Here is an 18082-nt window from a genome sequence, read left to right as displayed (position 1 = left end):
GGCGGTTTCCGCTACTCGACGGGTGCGGCGGCCGGAGGCACCGCCTCCTGCTCATCGAGGTCCGCAACCTCCGACTCCGTGCCCGGCGCCTGCCGGAACGCGGCGAGGCAGCCCGCGCTGACCAGCGCCATCACGGCGAAGGCGGTGGCGACCGGGGTCCATGAGTCTCCGGCGGCACTGAACAGCCAGGTCGCCGCCGCCGGGGCCAGCGTGCCGATGAGCCCCGCCGTCTGGAAGCTCATGGAGAGACCCGTGTAGCGCACCCGGGGAGCGAACCAGCCGGATATGAGCGTGCCGATCGAGGCGTACGCGACGGTGCTGGCGAGCATCGGCAGGCACATGGCGAGCCAGAGTCCGGGCACGGAACGGGTGTCGGCGAGCCAGAACATCGGGAAGGCCACGACGAGGTGCAGCAGGATGCCGGTCAGCGTCACCCGGCGCAGCCCGAGGCGGTCGGCGACCAGGGCGGCCAGCGGGGTGCACACGATGACGACCACGGAGGCGGCCGTGCCGGCGCCCGCCACCTGCGAGTCGGTGAAGCCCAGTTCGTTGACGGCATAGGTCGACATGAAGGTGACGACCACGTAGTAGCCGCCGACGGTGATGAGGAAGGCGCCGGAGGCGAGCAGCCAGGTCTTCCAGGCGTCGCGGACGACGGCGACGAACGGTGCGGCCTGCTTCTCCTCGGCGGCCTCGGCCCGGCGCGCGGCCTCGAACGCGGGCGACTCCTCCATGGAGCTGCGGATCACGAGGCCGACCAGCACCAGGACGGCGGACAGCAGGAAGGGCAGGCGCCAGGCCCAGCCGACGAGTGCGTCATGGCCCGCCAGTGCCGCGAGCGCGAAGACGCCGGTGGACATGAAGTAGCCGACCCCGTCGCCGACTTGGGGGAAGGAGCCGAAGAAGGCCCGGCGCCGGGGCGGGGCGTGTTCGACGGCGAACAGCACGGCGCCGCCCCACTCGCCGCCGACCGCCAGCGACTGGACCATGCGGATGAGGACGAGCAGGAGCGGCGCGGCGACGCCGATGGAGGCGTAGCCCGGGAGCAGGCCGATACAGAAGGTGGCGCCGCCCATGAGCGTCATGGACCAGATCAGGGCGCGCTTGCGGCCGTAGCGGTCACCGATGTGCCCGAACACGACCGCGCCGAGCGGGCGTCCGAGGGAGCCCACGAAGAGCGTCGCGAACGACATGAGCGTGCCGAGCGCCCGGTTCATCTCGGGGAAGAACAGCTCGGGGAAGACGAGCGCGGCGGCGGTGGCGTAGATGCCGAAGTCGTACCACTCGACGCTGGTACCGATCATCGAGGCCCCGGCGACCTTCCACGGACCGGACCGGCGCCGTGCTCCCGGGTCCGTAGCGCCACCTGCGACTGTGCTCATGTGCGTACTCCTTCACGGCCAACGTTTGGGTTCGCCATGGACCCAAAAACGTGGGGCGACGCTAAGGCGGCCGTCAGGGCCTGTCAATAGGGTTCATGCCAAGTCCAATATCATGGCCACCTGGGGGCATGACGGGACGCGCGTGACCCGTGAGCTGGGAGAGGGCCCGTGAGCAACAGCGAGAGTCGTGACGAATGGACGGCCGGAACCCGCCAGGCGGCGTCGCACGCCGTGGTGGCCGAGGCGCTCCGGCAGCGCATCGCGCTCGGCGGTTTCGGACCGGGCGACCGGCTGCCCACCGAGCGGGAGCTGTCCGCCGTCTTCGGGGTGGGGCGCAACACCGTGCGGCAGGCGGTGCGTGAGCTGGCCGAAGAAGGCCTGGTCACGACCACGTTGGGGCGCAACGGCGGCACTCGCGTGGCGCCCACCCCGCCCGGCGGGGAAGGTTCCCGGGCCGCGATCACCGCGACGATCCGGGCCTCGTTGCGCGACTACATGGAGTACCGCCTCGCGATCGAGCCGTACGCGGCCCGCCTCGCCGCCGAGCGCGGGGCGGGGGCGGCCCGCCGCGAACTGGTGGCGATGCTGGAAAACCAGGTCGCCGACCTCGGCGAGTACCACCGCTGCGACACCGCGTTCCACCTGGGCATCGCGGCCGCCGGCGGGAACGAGGTGCTCGCGGAGGCGGTGACGCGGGCCCGCGCCGAGATGTTCGTCGGCGGCAACGCGCTGTGGCTCGGCTCCGACTGGAGCCGCGTGTACCCGGCGGAGCGGGACTTCGGTTCCGCGTTCCGGGAGGAGCACGAGGCCATCGCGCTCGCCGTGCTGTCCGGGGACGGGGCCGCGGCCGAGGCGCGGATGCGGGATCACCTGCTCGACTCGCACCGCCAATTCCTGGCGCTGCTCGACCAGTTCGCCGCTCAGGACTGACCTCGGGCGCACCCCCGCGCCCCACACGACCGACCCCCGGCACCCGCAGTCCGTACGCCCGTCGATTGACGCGCGCCCTCGGCGACGCCTAATCTCCGAAATGGGTCCGGTTGAGACCCAAAAAGCAATTCTGCAGCGCGCGACAGGAGAGACGCCCCGTGCACTCTTACGACGAGGACCTCACTCAGCAGGTCATGGACCACCTGCTGCACCGACTCCGGCTCGACCCGCCGCCGCTCGGCCGCCTCGGAGACCACCAGGAACTGACTCTGGCGCTCAAGGACGCGATCGGACCCGCCCCGCAGCCCCCCGCCGACGTGCTGCGCACCTACACCGACGCCCTGGAGCCCACGGTCGTCTCGTGCGACCACCCGGCGTTCCTCGCGTTCATACCCGGCGCTCCCACCAAGGCCGCCGCCCTGTTCGACATGGTGCTCTCCGCGTCATCGCTGCACGGCGTCTCCTGGCTGGAGGCGTCCGGCGCGGTCGCGGCGGAGAACCAGGTGCTGCGCCTGTTCGCCGACCTGGCGGGGCTGCCCGCCGACGCCGGCGGCTGCTTCGTCAGCGGCGGCTCCGCCGGAAACCTCTCCGCCCTCGTCGTCGCCCGCGACACCGGCCGCCACCGCCGGGCCCTGGACGAGCGCGCTCCGGTCCGGATCGCGGTGAGCGACCAGGTCCATTCCTCGGTCGGCAACACGCTGCGCATCCTCGGCGTCGAGCCCCTCGTCGTGCCCACCTCCGACCACCGCCTCACCGGCGAAGCCCTGCGCGCCGCGCTGGGCGCCGCCGAGCGGGACGGCGGCGCACCCGTCGTCGCCGCCGTCGCCACCGCGGGCACCACCAACGCCGGCATCATCGACGACCTCGAAGGCGTCGCCGAGCAGACCCGCGCCCGCGACCTGTGGCTGCACATCGACGCCGCGTACGGCGGCGCGGCGCTCTTCGTCCCGGAGCTGCGCGAGCGGCTGCGCGGCATCGAGCACGCCGACTCGCTCGTCGTCGACCCCCACAAGTGGATGTTCGCGCCCTTCGACTGCGGCGCGCTGCTCTACCGCGATCCGAAGCCGGCCCGCGCGGTCCACACCCAGGACGCGTCCTACCTCGACGCCATCCACGGGGCGGACGGCGCCGACGACGAGACCGAGTGGAACCCGAGCGACTACGCGTACCACCTCACGCGCCGCCCCCGCGGTCTTCCGCTGTGGTTCTCGCTCGCCGTGCACGGCACCGACGCCTACCGCGACGCCGTCGCCCGGGGCGCCGACATCGCCCGTCGCACCGCCCGCCTAGTCGAGCGGACCGAGGGCCTGGAGCTGCTGCGCGAGCCCGAGTTGACCGTGGTCCTCGTGCGCCGCACCGGCTGGCAGCCGGAGGACTACTACGCCTGGTCCAAGAGGCTGCTGGCCTCGGGGACCGCCTTCGTCACCCCGAGCGTCTGGGAAGGCGAAACGGTCGCCCGCCTCGCCTTCCTCCACCCGGACATCACCGAGGGGACCGTCCGCGCCATCCTCGACTCGCTCGTCGACGAGGGGTAGTCCGGGCCCGGGACATCACGGCGACGGGACGCGTCATCGTGCCGTACAGGGGTCGGTACGTGGACCGGGACGCGTCACCGTGCCGTACAGGGGTCGGCGGCTCGTCAGCTCCCGGGCGTCGCCGCCTCGACCGGCTCCCTGCCCATGCGGCCGCGGGCCGCGCGGACCGTGGACGCCGGCGTGGGGGCCAGCGTCCGGTGGAGGTTGGTGCGCATGGTCGACGCGGCGTCGAGCACATAGTTCTGCCGGACCTTCCACGGGCTGCGGTCGCCCTGCCGGGGGAACGCGTCGATGGAGCGCTTCACGTAACCGGAGGCGAGGTCGAGCAGCGGGCGCTCGTTCAGGGCGCCCGTCGGCCTGGGTTCCACGGCTGCGTAGTCGTGGCGGCGCATGTGGTTGAGCACCTTGCACACCAGCCGCGAGGTGAGGTCGGCGCGCAGCGTCCAGGAGGCGTTGGTGTAGCCGATGCACACGGCGAAGTTGGGTACGCCGGTCATCATCGCGCCGCGCCACACGAACTGCCGGTTCAGCGCAACGGGTTCACCGTCGACGCGCGGCGCGATGCCGCCGAAGGCGAGGAGCTTGAGTCCGGTCGCGGACACGATGATGTCGGCCTCCACCACGCGGCCCGACTTCAGGCGGATGCCCTCGGGGACGAAGCGGTCGATGTGGTCGGTGACGATGTCGGCGTCACCCGAGTTGAGGACCTTGAACAGGTCCGCGTCGGGCACCGCGCACAGCCGCTGGTCCCACGGGTCGTACGACGGTGTGAGGTGCTCGTCGACCAGCCGGTCGTCCTTGACGATGCGCTTGTTGAGCCCGGTGAGCACGCGCCGCGCCACCTTCGGGCTGCGCCGGCAGAACTGGTAGACGCCGATGGTGAACAGGATGTTCTTGCCGCGCACCACCCGGTGGGCCACTCCCGCGGGCAGGGCCGCGCGGATGCCGTCGGCCAGTCTGTCGCGGGAGGGCAGCGAGCTGATCCAGGTCGGGGAGCGCTGGAGCATGGTGACGTGGGCGGCGCTCTGCGCCATCGCGGGGACCAGCGTGACGGCGGTGGCCCCGCTGCCGATGACGACGACGCGCTTGCCCGCGTAATCCAGGCCCTCGGGCCAGAACTGCGGGTGCACGACCGTGCCGGAGAACGAGTCGGCGCCCTCGAACTCGGGGGTGTGCCCCTTGTCGTAGTCGTAATAGCCCGCGCAGGAGTAGAGGAAGTCGCAGGTGACGGTGGACAGCGCACGGTGGCCGTCCTCGTCGGTGCGCTCCAGTGTCAGGGTCCAGCGCGCCGCCTCGGTCGACCAGTCGGCGGCGAGCACCTTGGTGCCGTAGCGGATCCGGCGGTCGATGCCGAACTCGGCCGCCGTCTCCTTGATGTAGCTCAGGATGGACCCGCCGTCGGCGAGCACCTTGCGGTCCCGCCAGGGCTTGAACGGGTAGCCCAGTGTGAACATGTCGGAGTCCGAGCGCACGCCCGGGTAGCGGAACAGGTCCCAGGTCCCGCCCATGGACTGCCGCGCCTCGATGATCGCGTACGAGCGTTCCGGGCACTCGGTCCGGAGCCGGTACGCGGCGCCGACACCGGACAGGCCGGCGCCCACGATCACCACGTCGATGTGCTCGGCAGGGGCCCCGGAGCCCGCGGTGCTGGAGTCTGCGGTGTGCGTCATGTTTTCCAGTGTCGGGAACCACAGCCCGCAGGAATTGACCTGGGACGACAGATCTTTGACCCTGTACGACATGTCCGTGATCAGATCGGCGGGGCTGCGCGGCTTCCGCGCCACGGTGGCGGAGCTCGGCGGTGACGCCGACTCGTACGCACGCCAGGCCGGTTGCCCACCGGCCGCGCTCGACGTGGACGACCTGCTGGTGCCGGAGGAGGCGATGGCGACGGTGCTCGAACTCGCCGCCGCCGACCTCGGCTGCGCCGACCTCGGGCTGCGCATCGCCGCCCGGCAGGACCTGGGCATGCTCGGCGCCCTGGCCCTTGCCATCCAGAACTCCGACACCCTCGGCGACGCCCTGGAGTGCACGAGCCGCTACCTCTTCGTCCACGCCCGCTCGGTGAACCTCAGCCTCGAACCCGATCCGTACGGCACGCCGGGGATGGCCGCGCTGCGCTACGGCGTGCGCGAGGGGGTGGTCGCACCGCCGCAGGGCATCGACCTCTCCCTCGGCTTCATACACCGCGCCATCGGATATCTGGTCGGCCCGTACGGACTGGGCTCCGTGGAGCTCCCCCACCCCATGCTCGCCCCGCTGTCCGTGTACGAGGACTTCTTCGGCGTACCCGTCAAGGGCGACCGCCCCGCGGCCCTGCTGCGCGTACCACTGAGCCTGGCCAACCGGTCGCTCGGCGGCAGCAACGCGCAGTTGCGCCATCTCGCGCTCGCGTACCTCGACGAGCAGTTGCCGAAGGAGCCGGCGGACGTCGTGGGCAGCGTCCGGGCCGTCGTCGAGCAGTCGCTCGGCACGTCGTCGCCCGAGATCGGGGCCGTCGCCGGCCTGCTCAACGTCCATCCGCGGACCCTGCAACGGCGGCTGCGCGCCGCGGGCACGACGTTCGCCGAGGTCATAGACGAGGAGCGCCGCACCGCCGCCCACCGCTACCTCACCGCCACCGACCTCCCCCTCGGCCAGGTCGCCCTGCTCCTCGGCCTCTCCGAGCAGTCGGCCCTCAACCGCTGCTGCCGGCGCTGGTGGGGCGCCACACCTCGCGCGATACGCCTGGGCGTGCAGGGACAACCGACCGACTCGTGAGCGGGCCTCGGACCCGACCCGCCGACGCGTGCCTTGGGCCGACTGACCCACTGCGCCACCCACCCCTACGCCGTCCCACATATCGTGCTTTACGAGGATGGTCCGGCCCTGACGACGTAGGGAGTGCTCATGCGGCGTCTCACGTGGGCGCGGACCGCGCTGGCGGTCGTCCTGGGGAGCGTCCTCGTCGCCGGGCCGCAGGTATCCGCCGCCCACGCCGAGGGCCGCCGCGCGGAGTGCGGCACCGACGCGTACCCGTGCCCCGGGGTGAACTGGCTGTACGAGTACAACTTCGCCCTCGGGCTGCATCCCTTCACCACCCCGCACGACGTCCGGTCCCAGGTCACGCACCACTTCTGGCTGTTCCCCGTGAGCGGCAGCAGCTGCCGGGGTTCGGTGCAGCAGGGCGATCAGTGTTCGCTGGTGGGCGGCAACCCCGTGTCCGTCGAGCGCGTCGGGAGGACCTACTTCCAGATCACCACGCTGCCGGGACACACCCTCGGGGACGGTCTCCACATCCGGTTCTCCTTCTCACGGACGCTCGGCATGCACTTCCTGACCGTGCGCGCCTGGTACGACGAGGCGACCACGTGCACCAACGGCTGCAGTGTGGTGAGCGGGCTCGGCGCCCTGGCGGTGTGGCAGGTCCTTGCGGACACACTGAAGATCTCGGCGTTCGCCGCGTGAGATCGTGGGCCACGCCCGCTCGTTGCTCACTCGAGTCCAAGGAGAAGCGTCGTGACCGGATCGGCACCGACCTCTGATCTCACCGGCTGGCAGAAGGCACCGTTCACGGGCGCCGGGCTGACCTACGACGTGTACGAGAAGGGCAGCGGGCCCGGTGTCGTACTGATCCCCGAGATCCCCGGCATCACGCCCGCCGTGCTCGGCCTCGCCGACCATCTGGTGGCGCAGGGGTTCACGGTCGCGATCCCCTCCCCGTTCGGCGAGCCGGGCCGCGAGGAGTCCGTCGGCTACGCCCTCAAGGTCCTGACCCGACTCTGCGTCGCCTCCGAGTTCCGCGCCTTCGCCACGAACGCGCGCCGCCCGATCGCGGACTATCTGCGCGCACTGGCCCGCGATCTCGCATCGCGCACGCCGGGGCCCGGGGTCGGCGTCATCGGTATGTGCTTCACCGGAGGCTTCGCGCTCGCCGCCGCGGTGGACGACGTCGTGCTCGCGCCGGTGCTCAGCCAGCCGTCGTTGCCGTTCCCGGTCAGCGGGGCGCGGCGGGTCGACCCGGGCCTGTCCCGCGCCGAGTTCGACACGGTGGTCAGCCGTTCCAAGGAATCCGGCCTGTGCGTGCTCGGCCTGCGCTTCAGCGAGGACAGGGCGGTGCCCGCCCAACGGTTCCGCACGCTGCGCGAGCATCTCGGCGACGCGTTCGAGGTCATCGAACTGGACTCGTCGCCTGGCAACGCGGGCGGCTTCGCCAGGACCGCGCACGCGGTGCTCACCGCGGAGGTGCGCGAGGAGCCGGGCAACCCGGCGCTCGCCGCCCGCGAACGTGTCGTCTCCTTCCTGCGCGAACGGCTGGTCCCCAAAGCCTCGTAGATCCCGGGGCCTGGCGCGGAGCGCAACCTTCCTGCAACGTAGCGGGGAGTTGACTGTGGCCCCGCGACACCGTTCTACGGAAGGAGCCTGCCGTGAGTGACGAGGCCCCGCGTGTGGAGCTGACCCCGGCGGCCGCCGATCTGCTGCGGCGGCTGCGTTCGGCCCACGGGCCCCTGATGTTCCATCAGTCCGGCGGGTGCTGCGACGGCAGCGCTCCCATGTGCTACCCGGAGGGCGAGTTCCGTACGGGCGGCAGCGATGTGCGGCTCGCGTCCCTGACCGTGGAGGGTGTCGCGGAGCCGGTCGCGTTCTGGATGTCGAAGAGCCAGTTCGAGGTGTGGAGCCACACGCGGCTGATCGTCGACGTGGTCGAGGGCCGCGGCAGTGGCTTCTCCCTGGAAGCACCCGAAGGTGTACGTTTCCTGATCCGTTCCCGGCTGGTCGGCACCTAGCCATCGACGTGCCCCTCCGCGTCTGATGAACTCCCTTGCGACAGGGGTGAGTTACGCGGACAGCAGGGGGTCACGTGAGACATCGCGACGGACGCTACAGATCGGCCCTCGCGGCCTGTGCCGCATTCGCCGCGCTGGCCGGCACCGTCCTCGCCGGGGCGGCACCGGCCACTGGCGCGGAGGACGGCGGCACTTCGATCGCCCCGGGCGTCACGTACGAGGAGTTCGACATCCCCGCGGCAAAGGGCCTGACGCACGCGCATGTGCTGAGCGTCGATCTGCGCAACGCGCGCGTGCGGGTCGATCTGCTGCACCCGGACGCGGTCGGCGGACGGGCCACCATCTCCTCGCTGGCCGACGAGAGCGGCGCGGTCGGCGGCGTCAACGGCGACTTCTTCAACATCACCGAGTCCCAGCACCCCGGCGTAGAGGCCACCGGTGCCTCCGTCGGTCCGGCCGTCGCGAGCGGTCGGACGCTCAAGGCCGCCGTACCGAACGGCCAGCGCTTCGGTCCCGCGCTCCCGCCGGGCACCACTACCGAGGACGTGCTCGGCGTGGGCGTCGACCACCGCGTCCGGCTCGACCGCATGGCCCTCGACGGCTCGGTCAGCGCTGACGGCCGACGGCTGCCGCTCGGCGGCCTCAACCAGTACGCACTGGCCGTCGGTTCGGTCGGCGCGTTCACCTCCGACTGGGGCGCCGTGTCGCGGGTGCGCGCCACGTGCGGCACCGACACGAACCGGGCCGCGCCGTGCAGCACGGACACGTACGAGGTGACCGTGCGCCACGGCCGTGTCGTGTCATCGGCCGAGACTCCCGGCAGCGGTCCCATTGCGTCCGGCACGACTGTGCTCGTCGGGCGCGAGGCGGGCGCGCAGGAGCTGCGGAAGCTGTCGGCGGGCGACCGCGTCCAGATCAGACACCGCCTGGTGGCGGCGACGTCGCACATTCCCTACCGGTTCGCGGTCGGCGGCTACCCCGTGCTGCGGGACGGCGCACCGCTGCCCGGCCTCGACGCGAAGACGGCCGCGGTCCGCACCGCCGCGGGCGCGACGGCAGACGGCCGCCGCCTCTTCCTCCTGGCCCTGGACGGCGCCCCGCAGTACCGCACCGGACTGACCATCGCGGAAGTGGCGGACGCGATGCGCAAGCTGGGCGCGGACGAAGCGTTCAGCCTGGACGGCGGCGGATCGTCCACCCTGGTCACGAGGGACCCGGGCGCCGCGTCGACCACCGTGAGAAACCACCCGACGGACCCCCCGGAGCGCGCCGTGGCGAACGGGATCGGAGTCTTCTCGCGACGCTGAGTTCCACGTTCACACGGCCAGGATCTCGTCCCGGAGGGCTACTCGGAGCCCTCCGGGCGCCGCGCGTCTCATCCCCTGTCACGCACCGCCACAAGCCCGTTGAAGACCCCCACATACGCCGTGCCGTCCGGGCCGAGTGTGACCGGGGCCCAGTTGTTGTCGTAGGTGACGCCCGTTCCCGCGAGTTGCTTCCAGCGGGGTTCGCCCGTGTGGAAGTCGACTGCCGTGAGGTACCAGGCGTCTATGCCCAGGGAGTTGGGGTCCTTCGTGTAGAAGTACAGGAGGCCGTTCGCGGTGGAGAGTTTGGGGACCGTGGAGGGGGAGCGGACCTTGCTCTCCCATACGGTGTCGCAGCCCGAGCCGTCCTTGCGCACGTCGACCCGGGTGACGCCGCCGACGACGGAGCGGCCGAAGGTGAGTGAGGTGATGTTCTCGTAGCCGTAGTTGTTCTCGACGACGAGGCTGTTGCCGTAGCTGATCAGGGAGTTGTCCGTCGTGGAGGCGCCGGAGCCGAAGACGGGGACCTTGCAGACGAGGCGCTGGTCGTCGGGGACGTCGCGGCCGCGGCGGTAGACCAGGATGTTCATGCGGTCGTCCGCGTTGTCGGTGATCGCGACGTAGCCCTCGCCCGCGCCGAACAAGTCGGGTGTGGTGCCCGAACCCTGGTTCACCGAGCCGGGCTTGGTGCCCGTGCCGCGGTCGTACGTCTGGCGCCAGACGGCCTTGGGAGTACCGTCCGCCGCTGCCTCGAAGCTGTAGAGGGCGTGGTCGGAGACGATCGAGACGCCGTCCTCGGCGACCGAGAAGGAGTTCTGGATCTCCTCCCCCGGCAGCTGGATCGACTTGATCGTCCCGCCGGCCGGGTCGACCGTGCCGACGCGCCCCTGTCGCGTCACCCACCAGACGCGGCCCTGCCAGTCGGGCATCACCGACGTCACGGGGTCGCATGTGCCGCTCGGATAAAGGTTCGTCCAGCTCACGCAGTCGTGCGGCACCTGCCCCGTCAGGTCCCAGTCGTCGGTCACGCGGAAGCGCCAACTGCCGTCCGCCGCCCGCTCGTGCGCGAGCCTGATGATGTGCTGGCGCGAGTCGGCGAGGACGAGCCGGTCCTCGTTGTCGAGGTACGAGTAGGCACCGCCCGAGGTGTCCTTGAAGATCTTCGAGAAGTCGAGCCGGGTGATGGCCTCGACGGTGGACGGTCGCTGCGGGAGCTTGTACTCGGCGAGGGTCTTCAGGGAGTGCGGGTCGAGCAGTTTCACCAGGAACCCTGTGAACGTGCCGCAGACGGTGACGATGCGGCCGTCCTTGTCGAAGGTCACCGTCGCGCACTCGCCGCCGAGCGCGGCCATCTTCTCGCTGCTCACCGCGGGCTTGTTCCCCAGCGGCCCGCTCCAGGGGTACGTGCCGCTGCCTGCCGCGTCCGCGTGCATGCCGCTGCGGCCGTTCGCCGCGAGATACGGGTGCTGCGGCGGCGCCTGGCCCGGCACGGGGCGCGCCTTTGCGGGCGCTCCCGCGTACTGCTCGACGAGCCGGTGACCCGGCGCCTTGGGGATGTCGTCCGCCTGGGCGGGGTACGCGACACCGGCCGCGGCGATCGTCATGGTCAGGGCGAGGGCACGGCTCAGGGCTCTGCTCGTCATGGCGCGAAGCTAAGGCCACACCCTTGAAGTGTCCATGCGCACACGGGTGTTGTTCACGAACCCGAAACGATCAACGGACCCGTGGGCGACGGCCGATGGATCAAGGATGCAGACTGCTCACGATCCCCGCCGTAGCCGTCAGGCCGTTGTGCAAAGTGGGCGCCATACTCGTGCCGGCCAGCAGGAATCCCAGCAGCACGCAGACCATCGCGTGCGAGATCTTCATCGCGCCGTTGCGCAGAAAGACCACCGCCAGGATCAGAAGCAGCAGTACGACCGAAATCGACAGGGACATCGCCGAACCTCCTCCGCCACGCCAACACCGCGGCTTTCGGCCGCAAGTGTGGCGTAGCGGAGGCTGCGCCCGGGCGAGTGACGTGTCCGCCGAACGAGTGATGTGGCGGCGGGCGCCTACTTCTCATGGGCGTCGAGGAACACTTCGAGACCCGCGAGGTCGTCCGTGTTGAGGTGGTCCACGCCGGCAGCGAGCAACTCGCCCCACACGGCGTCGCGCTCGGGTCCGGCGACATCGGGCGTCGCCCAGAAGCGGACGCGGCGGCCCTCCCGGTGAGCGGCCGACACGATGGAACGCAGCTTCTCGCGCTCGGCGGCCGGGATCGGACCCGAGCCCTGCCAGGTGAAGTTGTTGGCCCAGTTGTCGCTGATGAGCGGAGTGAAGGCGGCGGGCGCGGCGGCGCCGAGGTCGGTGAGGCGGCCGTCGTAGAACGCGCTGCGCGCCCGCTGCCGCTCCATGGGCTCGCGGGCGGCGCGGTCCCCGGAGATCACCGCGGTGACCGCGCCGGTGCGCACATGTCCGTGGGCGTACGTGGTGAACAGGTCGCGGTGGCCGCGCAGTTGGCGGTCGAGTTCGAGGTAGGTGGCCGCGCCTTCGGTCTTGATGTCGACGAGGAGCTGGAGGGGCGTGCGGTAAGCCCGGTACACGGAGCCGTGGTTGGCCCTGACGCGGGCCGCGAGCGGCTCCAGGTAGAGCGCCGCGAGGGTGCGCTGCGGGTCGAGGTCGATCGGGTCGTGCGCGACGAGGAGCTCGCCGTCGACGAGGTAGATGTCCGCCTCGACGCTGGCGAAGCGGTGGTCGAGGGCGTCGAGGAGGGGCCGGGGGTGCTCGTAGTCGTTGTGTGCGTGGGCGCGCAGCAGGGGACGGGGGCCGCGCCCCCGCTCGGACGCCTGCGCGTGCCCGGGCACGGCGACGGTCGCGGTGACCGCCGCGGCGAGGGTCGTGAGGGCTCTGCGACGGGTGAGGTGGGCCATGTGTTCCTCCCGGGGAATGCCGTACGGGCCTCAGCGAGTATGAGGTCCCGTGCGTCTCAATGGGCGATACCGGGGCGGGAGTTGGCCGGACCTGCATGCCGCGTTCACCTGTGTGCTCAGAGTGAATGACGGGCCGCCGGGCGGGGGGTCGGACCGCCCCTCGTTCACCTGCCTTCTCCGGCGGAGCCCAGCGCGTCCCACTCCACCGTCCGGCCGCACCAGCGCTCGAGGAGACGCCGGTCGTGGCCCACGGCCAGCAGTCCCGCGCCCGTCTCCGCGCGATAGTTCTCCACAACGCCCACCAGGGCCGCCGTCGTGGACGCGTCGAACATCGCCGTCATCTCGTCGCAGATCAGCCAGCGGGGGCGCAGGGCGAGGGCCCGGGCGAGGCAGGCGCGTTGCAGCTGTCCGTCGCTGACCTCGTGAGGCCGCCGTGACAGGAGGTCGGCGCCCAGGCCGACGGTCGCGGCCAGCTCGCCGACACGATCGTCCGGCTTCAGGCCGGTGGCCCGCAGCGGTTCGGCGATGAGGGCGGCGAGGCGCAGCCGTGGGTCGGCCGACATGCGCGGCTGCTGGAAGACCACGCCGAACGCGGTGCGCTGCTCGCGGGGCGCGCGGTGGCGCCAGCCGCGGGCCGGCTCCCCGTCGATGACGACGCGGCCGGAGTCGGGGCGGTGGAGCAGGGCGGCGACGCGGGCGAGCGTGGACTTGCCGCAGCCGCTGGGCCCGAGGAGCCCGACGGCCTCGCCGGGGGCGATGGCCAGGCCGGCGTTGCGCACGACGGGGTTGCCGCGCTCGTACCCGGCGGTGACGGAGATCAGCTCAAGCACGCGGCGCCTCCAGCGGGACGGTCGCGGGGTGGTGGCAGGCCACGCCGTCCGCGAGTGCGGGGCGGGCCTCGCAGGTGTCGGTGGCGCGGTCGCAGCGTGCGGCGAACGCGCAGCCGGCCGGGAGTGCGCCCAGTTCGGGTGGCATCCCGGGAATGGGCGTGAACTCGCGGTCCGGCAGGGCGTCGAGGAGGCCGCGTGCGTACGGATGCCGGGGCCCGGGGCTGCCGAAGAAGTCGGCGGCGTCGGCGAGTTCGACGATGCGGCTCGCGTACATCACGGCCACGCGGTCGGCGATCCGCTCGGCCGCCACGAGGTCGTGCGTGATGAGCAGGAGCGCGCGCTCGGCCCCGATGTGGCGGCGCAGTTCGTCGACGGTGCGCTCCACGAGGTCGCGGTCGAGTCCGGTCGTGGGTTCGTCGGCGAGGAGCAGGGGCGCGTCGCCGACCAGGGCCAGCGCGGTCGCGGCCCGCTGGGCGAGCCCGCCGGACAGTTCGTGCGGGTACCGGTCGAGATGCCCGGCGGGGAACGCGGCGCGCTCCGCAGCCTCCTCGGCGGCGGCCCGCAGCCGTGGCCCGCGTCGCACGCCGGTCAACTCACGTACGATTTCTTCCAGTTGGGAGCGGACGGTCCGTACGGGCGTGAGGTGCGCGGCTGGACTCTGCGGTACGAGGCCGACGCGGCGGCCACGAACGGTGCGGGCCAGGGTGCGCTCGTCAGCGGCGAGCAGGTCGAGGCCGCCGATGAACGCGGACCCGGCGGTCTCCGCGTTACCCGGCAGGAGCCCGAGGAGGGCCGACGCGAGCACCGACTTGCCGCAGCCGCTCTCGCCGACGAGGGCCAGGCACTCGCCGGCCGCGAGGTCGAGGCGTGCGCCGCTGACAGCCTGGACGTATGCGCCGTCTCGCATGCGGAAACGTACGGACAAGTCTCTTACGGACAGTACGGGTTGGGGCCCGGTCACAGCATGAGCTCCGATCGGCGGCGGGGGTTGAGCCGTTCCCGCCAGGCGCCCGCGAGGCCCGCGATCGCCAGGGTCGGCACGATGATGAAGAGGCCGGGGAAGAGGGTCGGCCACCAGTCCCCGGCGAGCAGCGAACCCCGCGCGGACTGCACGAGGGTGCCCAGGCTCGCCTGGTGCGCGGGCAGGCCCAGGCCGAGGAACGACAGGGCGGACTCGTGCCAGATGGCGTGCGGCACCATGAGCACGGCGGCGAGCGCGGCCTGCGGAAGGACGCCCGGCAGCAGGTGGCGCACGGCGATCCGCCACCGCGACGAGCCCCCGGACACGGCCGCGTCGATGTACGGCCGTGAGCGCAGGGAGAGGACTTCGGCGCGCACGATACGGGCCGTGGACAGCCAGTGCGTGAGCGCCACGGAGACGACGACCGGCCAGACGCCCGGCCGGAACATGGCGACGATGAAGATGCCCAGGAGCAGGTGCGGCACCGACGAGAAGACGTCCACGAGCCGCATGACGACCCGGTCCGTCCAGCCGCCGACGGCGCCCGCGAGCGCGCCCACGGCCGTGCCGATGACGGTCGCCACGACCGCGGCGACGACCCCGACGAGGAGGGAGACGCGCAGCCCGTACACGCAGCGCAGCAGCAGGTCGCGGCCCACGTCGTCGGTGCCGAACGGATGGGCCCACGAGGGCGGTCGAAGCTTGGCGGCGAGGTCTACGGCCTGTTCGTCGAGGTGCGCGAGGGGCGGCACGACGAGGACGGCGAGGACGACCGCGGCGACGAGGACGGCGGACGTGCGCACCCGCCACGCGCGCGTGGAGCGACGCGCGCCGCCGTAGGTGCGCCAGGTGAGTTCAGCCATCGAAGCCCACTCTCGGGTCGGCGAGGCCGTACAGGAGGTCCGCGGCCAGGTTGCCGAGGAGGACGGCGAGCGTGGCGAGCACGGTCAGCGCGGCGAGCAGCGGGAAGTCGACGGATGTCGCGGCCTGCACGGTCGCGGCGGCGATGCCCGGCCAGCTGAACACGGTCTCGACCAGGAGCGCGCCGGTGATCAGTTCGGGCACGCGGGAGCCGACGAGGGTCAGAACAGGCAGCATTCCGGAGCGCAGGGCATGGCCGATCAGGACGGTGCGCGGGGCGAGTCCGCGTGCGCGCGCCCCGCGGACGGGATCCTCCTCAAGTGCGTCGCCCACGCCCTGGCGTACGTACAGGACGAACCAGGGAAGTTGCGAGACGGCGAGGACGGCAGCGGGGAGCACCAGGTGCGAGGCGACCTGTCCGGCGGTGATCGTGGTGCTGCCGGTGTCGGTGAGTCCGCCGGCCGGGAGTGCGCCGAGTTTGAGGGCGAACAGCCAGACGGCGAGCAGGCCGAGCCAGAACGGGGGCGCGGCTTCGAGGGTGTAGGCGACCGCGCTGACGGCCCGGTCGAGCCATCCGCCCTGGCGTCGCGCGGCGAGGACGCCGAGCGCCGTGCCGAGCAGGACGGCGGCGAGAAAGGCGGTGGCCGCGAGCAGGACGGACCAGCCGATGCGTTCGCCGACGACGGCGGCGACGGGCTGCCGCAGTACGGAGGAGTCTCCCAGATCGCCCCGGAGGGCGGAGGTCAGCCAGTCCCACCAGCGGGTGACCAGGGGCCGGTCGACGCCGAGGTTGGCGCGGAGCTGGTCGAGGTTGTCCTGCGAGGAGGTGAGGCCGGCCGTGCCCGCGTAGGCCTTGACCGGGTCGAAGGGGGACGCGGCGGCGATCGCGAAGACACCGAAGGTCACGATGGCGAGGACCGGGACGGCGAAGAGGATCCGCCGTCCCGTGAGGCGCGCCATCGGCCCCCAGGGGAGCCGCCGCTTCACGAGGCCGGCTGCCACTTCTCGACGTTCCACCAGGGGCCGGACGCGAGCCCGTGGTCGTGCGGCTCGACCTGGGTGGTGAGGTCGCCGAACCGGTCGCCGACGACGTAGAGGTGGTCGATGTGGGTGAGGAAGGTGTAGCCGGGGTTCTTCACGAGTTCGCGCTGCACGGTGTCGTAGGCGGCCTTGCGCCTGTCGCGGTGGTCGGTCCTACGGGCCGCGTCGAGCGCCTTGTCGACACGCGCGTTGTCGTACCAGGCCATGTTGTTGAAGCCGTCGCCCGCGAGGGAGGACTTGAGGAGCGTGTACTGGTCGAAGTCGGGGTCGGCCGGGGAGCCGCCGCCCGCGAGGACCGCATCCTTGGGCATGCGCGGCTCGATGACCTCCCAGGTGCCGGACTCGACCTCGATCTGGATGCCGAGCTTCTTGGCGTCGGAGGCGTAGGCGAGGGCGTGGTCCTGGCGGAGCTTGTCGCCGGTCAGGTACCAGAGCGGGAAAGAGGCACGGATGCCGTTCCTGACCCGGATCCCGTCCTTGCCGGCCTTCCAGCCCCCGTCGTCGAGGATCCTCCTGGCCTTCGCGAGGTCGTGGGTGCGCTCGGTGCCCTCGGTGAACCAGGGGCTGTCGGTCGGGACCGGGCCGTACGCCTCCTTGCCCGCGCCGTAGAGGATCGAGTCGACCATGGCCTTGCGGTCGACGCCGATGTCGAGCGCGCGCCGCACGGCGGTGTCCCCGGCGACCTTGTTGCCGGTGGGCAGGGTCACGACGCGGTAGTCGAAGGTGCGGGCGGCGTACGTCTTCTTGTCGCCGTCGCTCTTGAACGTCGCGGCGAGGTTGGGCGGCAGGATGGCGCCGTCGAGGTCGCCGGAGCGCAGCCGGGTGGCGCGCACGTCGTCGTCCTTGACGACGGCCATGGTGAAGTTCCTGACCTTCGGCTCGCCGCCCCAGTAGCGGGGGTTGGCCTTGAAGGTGAGCTTCTCGCCCTTGGACCATTTCACGAGCGTGTACGGCCCGGTGCCGACCGGCTTCGTGGTGAAGTCGCCGGTGTTGACGTCCTGCTTGCCCGCTATGTGCTCGGGCGCGATGGGCAGGACGGTGCGCTCGGCGAACGGGGCGTAGGGGTACTTGAGGCGGAAGACGACGGTGTCGTCCCCCTTGGCCTCGACCGTGTCGACGGCGTCGAGTTCCGTCTTGGAGGCGTTGTTGGTCTTCTTGTCGAGGATCGTCTCGTAGGTGAAGACGACGTCCTTCGCCGAGAAGGGCTTCCCGTCGCTGAACCGCACGCCGTCGCGCAGCTTGTACGTGTACGTGCGGCCGTCGGCGCTCACCTTCGGCAGGGCGGCGGCGAGCGCGGGCTGCAGCTTCATGTCCGCGTCGTGGGTGAGCAGCCCGTCGAAGATCTTCGAGTTGCCGTCCTTGCCGTAGCCCAGGAGCGGGCTGAGCGTGTCCGGTTCGTAGGCGATGCCCACGACCGCGCTCGACGCCGCCCGCTCCTTGTCGCCCTCGCCCGAGCCGCCGGGCGCCGAACAGGCAGCGGCGGTCACCGACAATGCGGCGACCGCCGCCACCGCTGTCGCACCTCGTGCCGGCCTGACCACCATGCCCACCCCTATTGAA

At 71.7% G+C, this 18082-nt stretch carries 17 protein-coding genes; 7 read left to right on the top strand and 10 right to left on the bottom strand.

All coding sequences use genetic code 11. The features are described from left to right. Positions 1-11: 11 nt before the first annotated feature. The gene (locus CG723_RS10825; RefSeq protein WP_100593064.1) at positions 12-1382 is read right to left on the bottom strand and encodes an MFS transporter; all 1371 of its coding nucleotides are present in this window, start codon (positions 1380-1382) and stop codon (positions 12-14) included. A gap of 168 nt (positions 1383-1550) precedes the next feature. Here CG723_RS10825 and CG723_RS10820 point away from each other — a divergent pair, with 168 nt between their 5' ends. Together CG723_RS10820 and CG723_RS10815 are read left to right on the top strand one after the other, a co-directional pair. After that, positions 1551-2312 carry a FadR/GntR family transcriptional regulator gene (locus CG723_RS10820; protein ID WP_100593063.1) on the top strand — a complete coding sequence of 254 codons (762 nt, stop codon included), beginning with the start codon at positions 1551-1553 and terminating at the stop codon, positions 2310-2312. A gap of 158 nt (positions 2313-2470) precedes the next feature. Continuing rightward, positions 2471-3847 (top strand): pyridoxal phosphate-dependent decarboxylase family protein, encoded by a 1377-nt coding sequence (locus CG723_RS10815; protein WP_199841718.1) that lies wholly within the window; start codon positions 2471-2473, stop codon positions 3845-3847. 104 nt (positions 3848-3951) lie between these two features. Here CG723_RS10815 and CG723_RS10810 read toward each other — a convergent pair whose 3' ends face one another. Further along, positions 3952-5517, bottom strand: coding sequence for a flavin-containing monooxygenase (locus tag CG723_RS10810; protein ID WP_100593062.1), 1566 nt, complete (start codon positions 5515-5517; stop codon positions 3952-3954). A 70-nt stretch (positions 5518-5587) separates the two neighbouring features. Between CG723_RS10810 and CG723_RS10805 the strand changes: the two genes are divergently transcribed. From CG723_RS10805 to CG723_RS10785, 5 genes are all read left to right on the top strand, one after another. Then, entirely contained in the window at positions 5588-6607 is a 1020-nt protein-coding gene (locus CG723_RS10805; protein WP_100593801.1) for an AraC family transcriptional regulator, read from the top strand. 129 nt (positions 6608-6736) lie between these two features. Then, complete coding sequence (locus tag CG723_RS10800; RefSeq protein WP_100593061.1) at positions 6737-7294, top strand: hypothetical protein; 558 nt, start codon at positions 6737-6739, stop codon at positions 7292-7294. A 51-nt stretch (positions 7295-7345) separates the two neighbouring features. Then, the gene (locus CG723_RS10795; protein WP_100593060.1) at positions 7346-8161 is read left to right on the top strand and encodes a dienelactone hydrolase family protein; all 816 of its coding nucleotides are present in this window, start codon (positions 7346-7348) and stop codon (positions 8159-8161) included. A gap of 92 nt (positions 8162-8253) precedes the next feature. Next, entirely contained in the window at positions 8254-8613 is a 360-nt protein-coding gene (locus tag CG723_RS10790; protein ID WP_100593059.1) for a DUF779 domain-containing protein, read from the top strand. Positions 8614-8687: 74 nt separating this feature from the next. Beyond that, positions 8688-9920, top strand: coding sequence for a phosphodiester glycosidase family protein (locus CG723_RS10785; RefSeq protein WP_100593058.1), 1233 nt, complete (start codon positions 8688-8690; stop codon positions 9918-9920). 68 nt (positions 9921-9988) lie between these two features. Here the strand turns inward: CG723_RS10785 and CG723_RS10780 are convergent, their stop codons facing one another. The 8 genes from CG723_RS10780 to CG723_RS10745 form a co-directional block, all read right to left on the bottom strand. Then, positions 9989-11560 (bottom strand): hypothetical protein, encoded by a 1572-nt coding sequence (locus CG723_RS10780; protein WP_100593057.1) that lies wholly within the window; start codon positions 11558-11560, stop codon positions 9989-9991. Between the two features lie 100 nt (positions 11561-11660). Beyond that, positions 11661-11855 carry a hypothetical protein gene (locus CG723_RS10775; protein ID WP_100593056.1) on the bottom strand — a complete coding sequence of 65 codons (195 nt, stop codon included), beginning with the start codon at positions 11853-11855 and terminating at the stop codon, positions 11661-11663. A 116-nt stretch (positions 11856-11971) separates the two neighbouring features. Continuing rightward, the gene (locus tag CG723_RS10770; protein WP_100593055.1) at positions 11972-12829 is read right to left on the bottom strand and encodes a phosphatidylinositol-specific phospholipase C/glycerophosphodiester phosphodiesterase family protein; all 858 of its coding nucleotides are present in this window, start codon (positions 12827-12829) and stop codon (positions 11972-11974) included. Between the two features lie 164 nt (positions 12830-12993). After that, positions 12994-13659: an ABC transporter ATP-binding protein gene (locus CG723_RS10765; RefSeq protein WP_100593054.1), complete on the bottom strand. Its 666-nt coding sequence runs from the start codon at positions 13657-13659 to the stop codon at positions 12994-12996. Then, the gene (locus CG723_RS10760) at positions 13652-14620 is read right to left on the bottom strand and encodes an ABC transporter ATP-binding protein (protein WP_100593053.1); all 969 of its coding nucleotides are present in this window, start codon (positions 14618-14620) and stop codon (positions 13652-13654) included. The genes CG723_RS10765 and CG723_RS10760 overlap by 8 nt, the downstream gene beginning before the upstream one ends. Further along, entirely contained in the window at positions 14617-15483 is an 867-nt protein-coding gene (locus CG723_RS10755) for an ABC transporter permease (RefSeq protein ID WP_100593052.1), read from the bottom strand. Before CG723_RS10755 ends, CG723_RS10760 begins: the two co-directional genes overlap by 4 nt. Continuing rightward, positions 15476-16441, bottom strand: a complete 966-nt coding sequence (locus CG723_RS10750) for an ABC transporter permease (RefSeq protein WP_199841756.1) — start codon at positions 16439-16441, stop codon at positions 15476-15478. The genes CG723_RS10755 and CG723_RS10750 overlap by 8 nt, the downstream gene beginning before the upstream one ends. 23 nt (positions 16442-16464) lie before the next feature. Then, positions 16465-18066, bottom strand: coding sequence for an ABC transporter substrate-binding protein (locus tag CG723_RS10745; protein WP_100593800.1), 1602 nt, complete (start codon positions 18064-18066; stop codon positions 16465-16467). Positions 18067-18082 lie beyond the last annotated feature (16 nt).

Origin of the sequence: Streptomyces sp. CB01635 (genome assembly GCF_002803065.1) — a bacterium.
In the GTDB taxonomy this organism is placed as follows: Bacteria; Actinomycetota; Actinomycetes; order Streptomycetales; family Streptomycetaceae; genus Streptomyces.
The sequence above is the reverse complement of the archived record's forward strand: the minus strand, read 5'-3'. Positions and strand labels throughout refer to the sequence as shown.

Coding starts and splice junctions, on each gene's coding strand:
- CG723_RS10825 (WP_100593064.1), bottom strand. CDS start 1,382: ATGAGCACAGTCGCAGGTGGCGCTACGGACCCGGGAGCACGGCGCCGG.
- CG723_RS10810 (WP_100593062.1), bottom strand. CDS start 5,517: ATGACGCACACCGCAGACTCCAGCACCGCGGGCTCCGGGGCCCCTGCC.
- CG723_RS10805 (WP_100593801.1), top strand. CDS start 5,588: ATGTCCGTGATCAGATCGGCGGGGCTGCGCGGCTTCCGCGCCACGGTG.
- CG723_RS10800 (WP_100593061.1), top strand. CDS start 6,737: ATGCGGCGTCTCACGTGGGCGCGGACCGCGCTGGCGGTCGTCCTGGGG.
- CG723_RS10780 (WP_100593057.1), bottom strand. CDS start 11,560: ATGACGAGCAGAGCCCTGAGCCGTGCCCTCGCCCTGACCATGACGATC.
- CG723_RS10775 (WP_100593056.1), bottom strand. CDS start 11,855: ATGTCCCTGTCGATTTCGGTCGTACTGCTGCTTCTGATCCTGGCGGTG.
- CG723_RS10770 (WP_100593055.1), bottom strand. CDS start 12,829: ATGGCCCACCTCACCCGTCGCAGAGCCCTCACGACCCTCGCCGCGGCG.
- CG723_RS10755 (WP_100593052.1), bottom strand. CDS start 15,483: ATGGCTGAACTCACCTGGCGCACCTACGGCGGCGCGCGTCGCTCCACG.
- CG723_RS10750 (WP_199841756.1), bottom strand. CDS start 16,441: ATGGCGCGCCTCACGGGACGGCGGATCCTCTTCGCCGTCCCGGTCCTC.
- CG723_RS10745 (WP_100593800.1), bottom strand. CDS start 18,066: ATGGTGGTCAGGCCGGCACGAGGTGCGACAGCGGTGGCGGCGGTCGCC.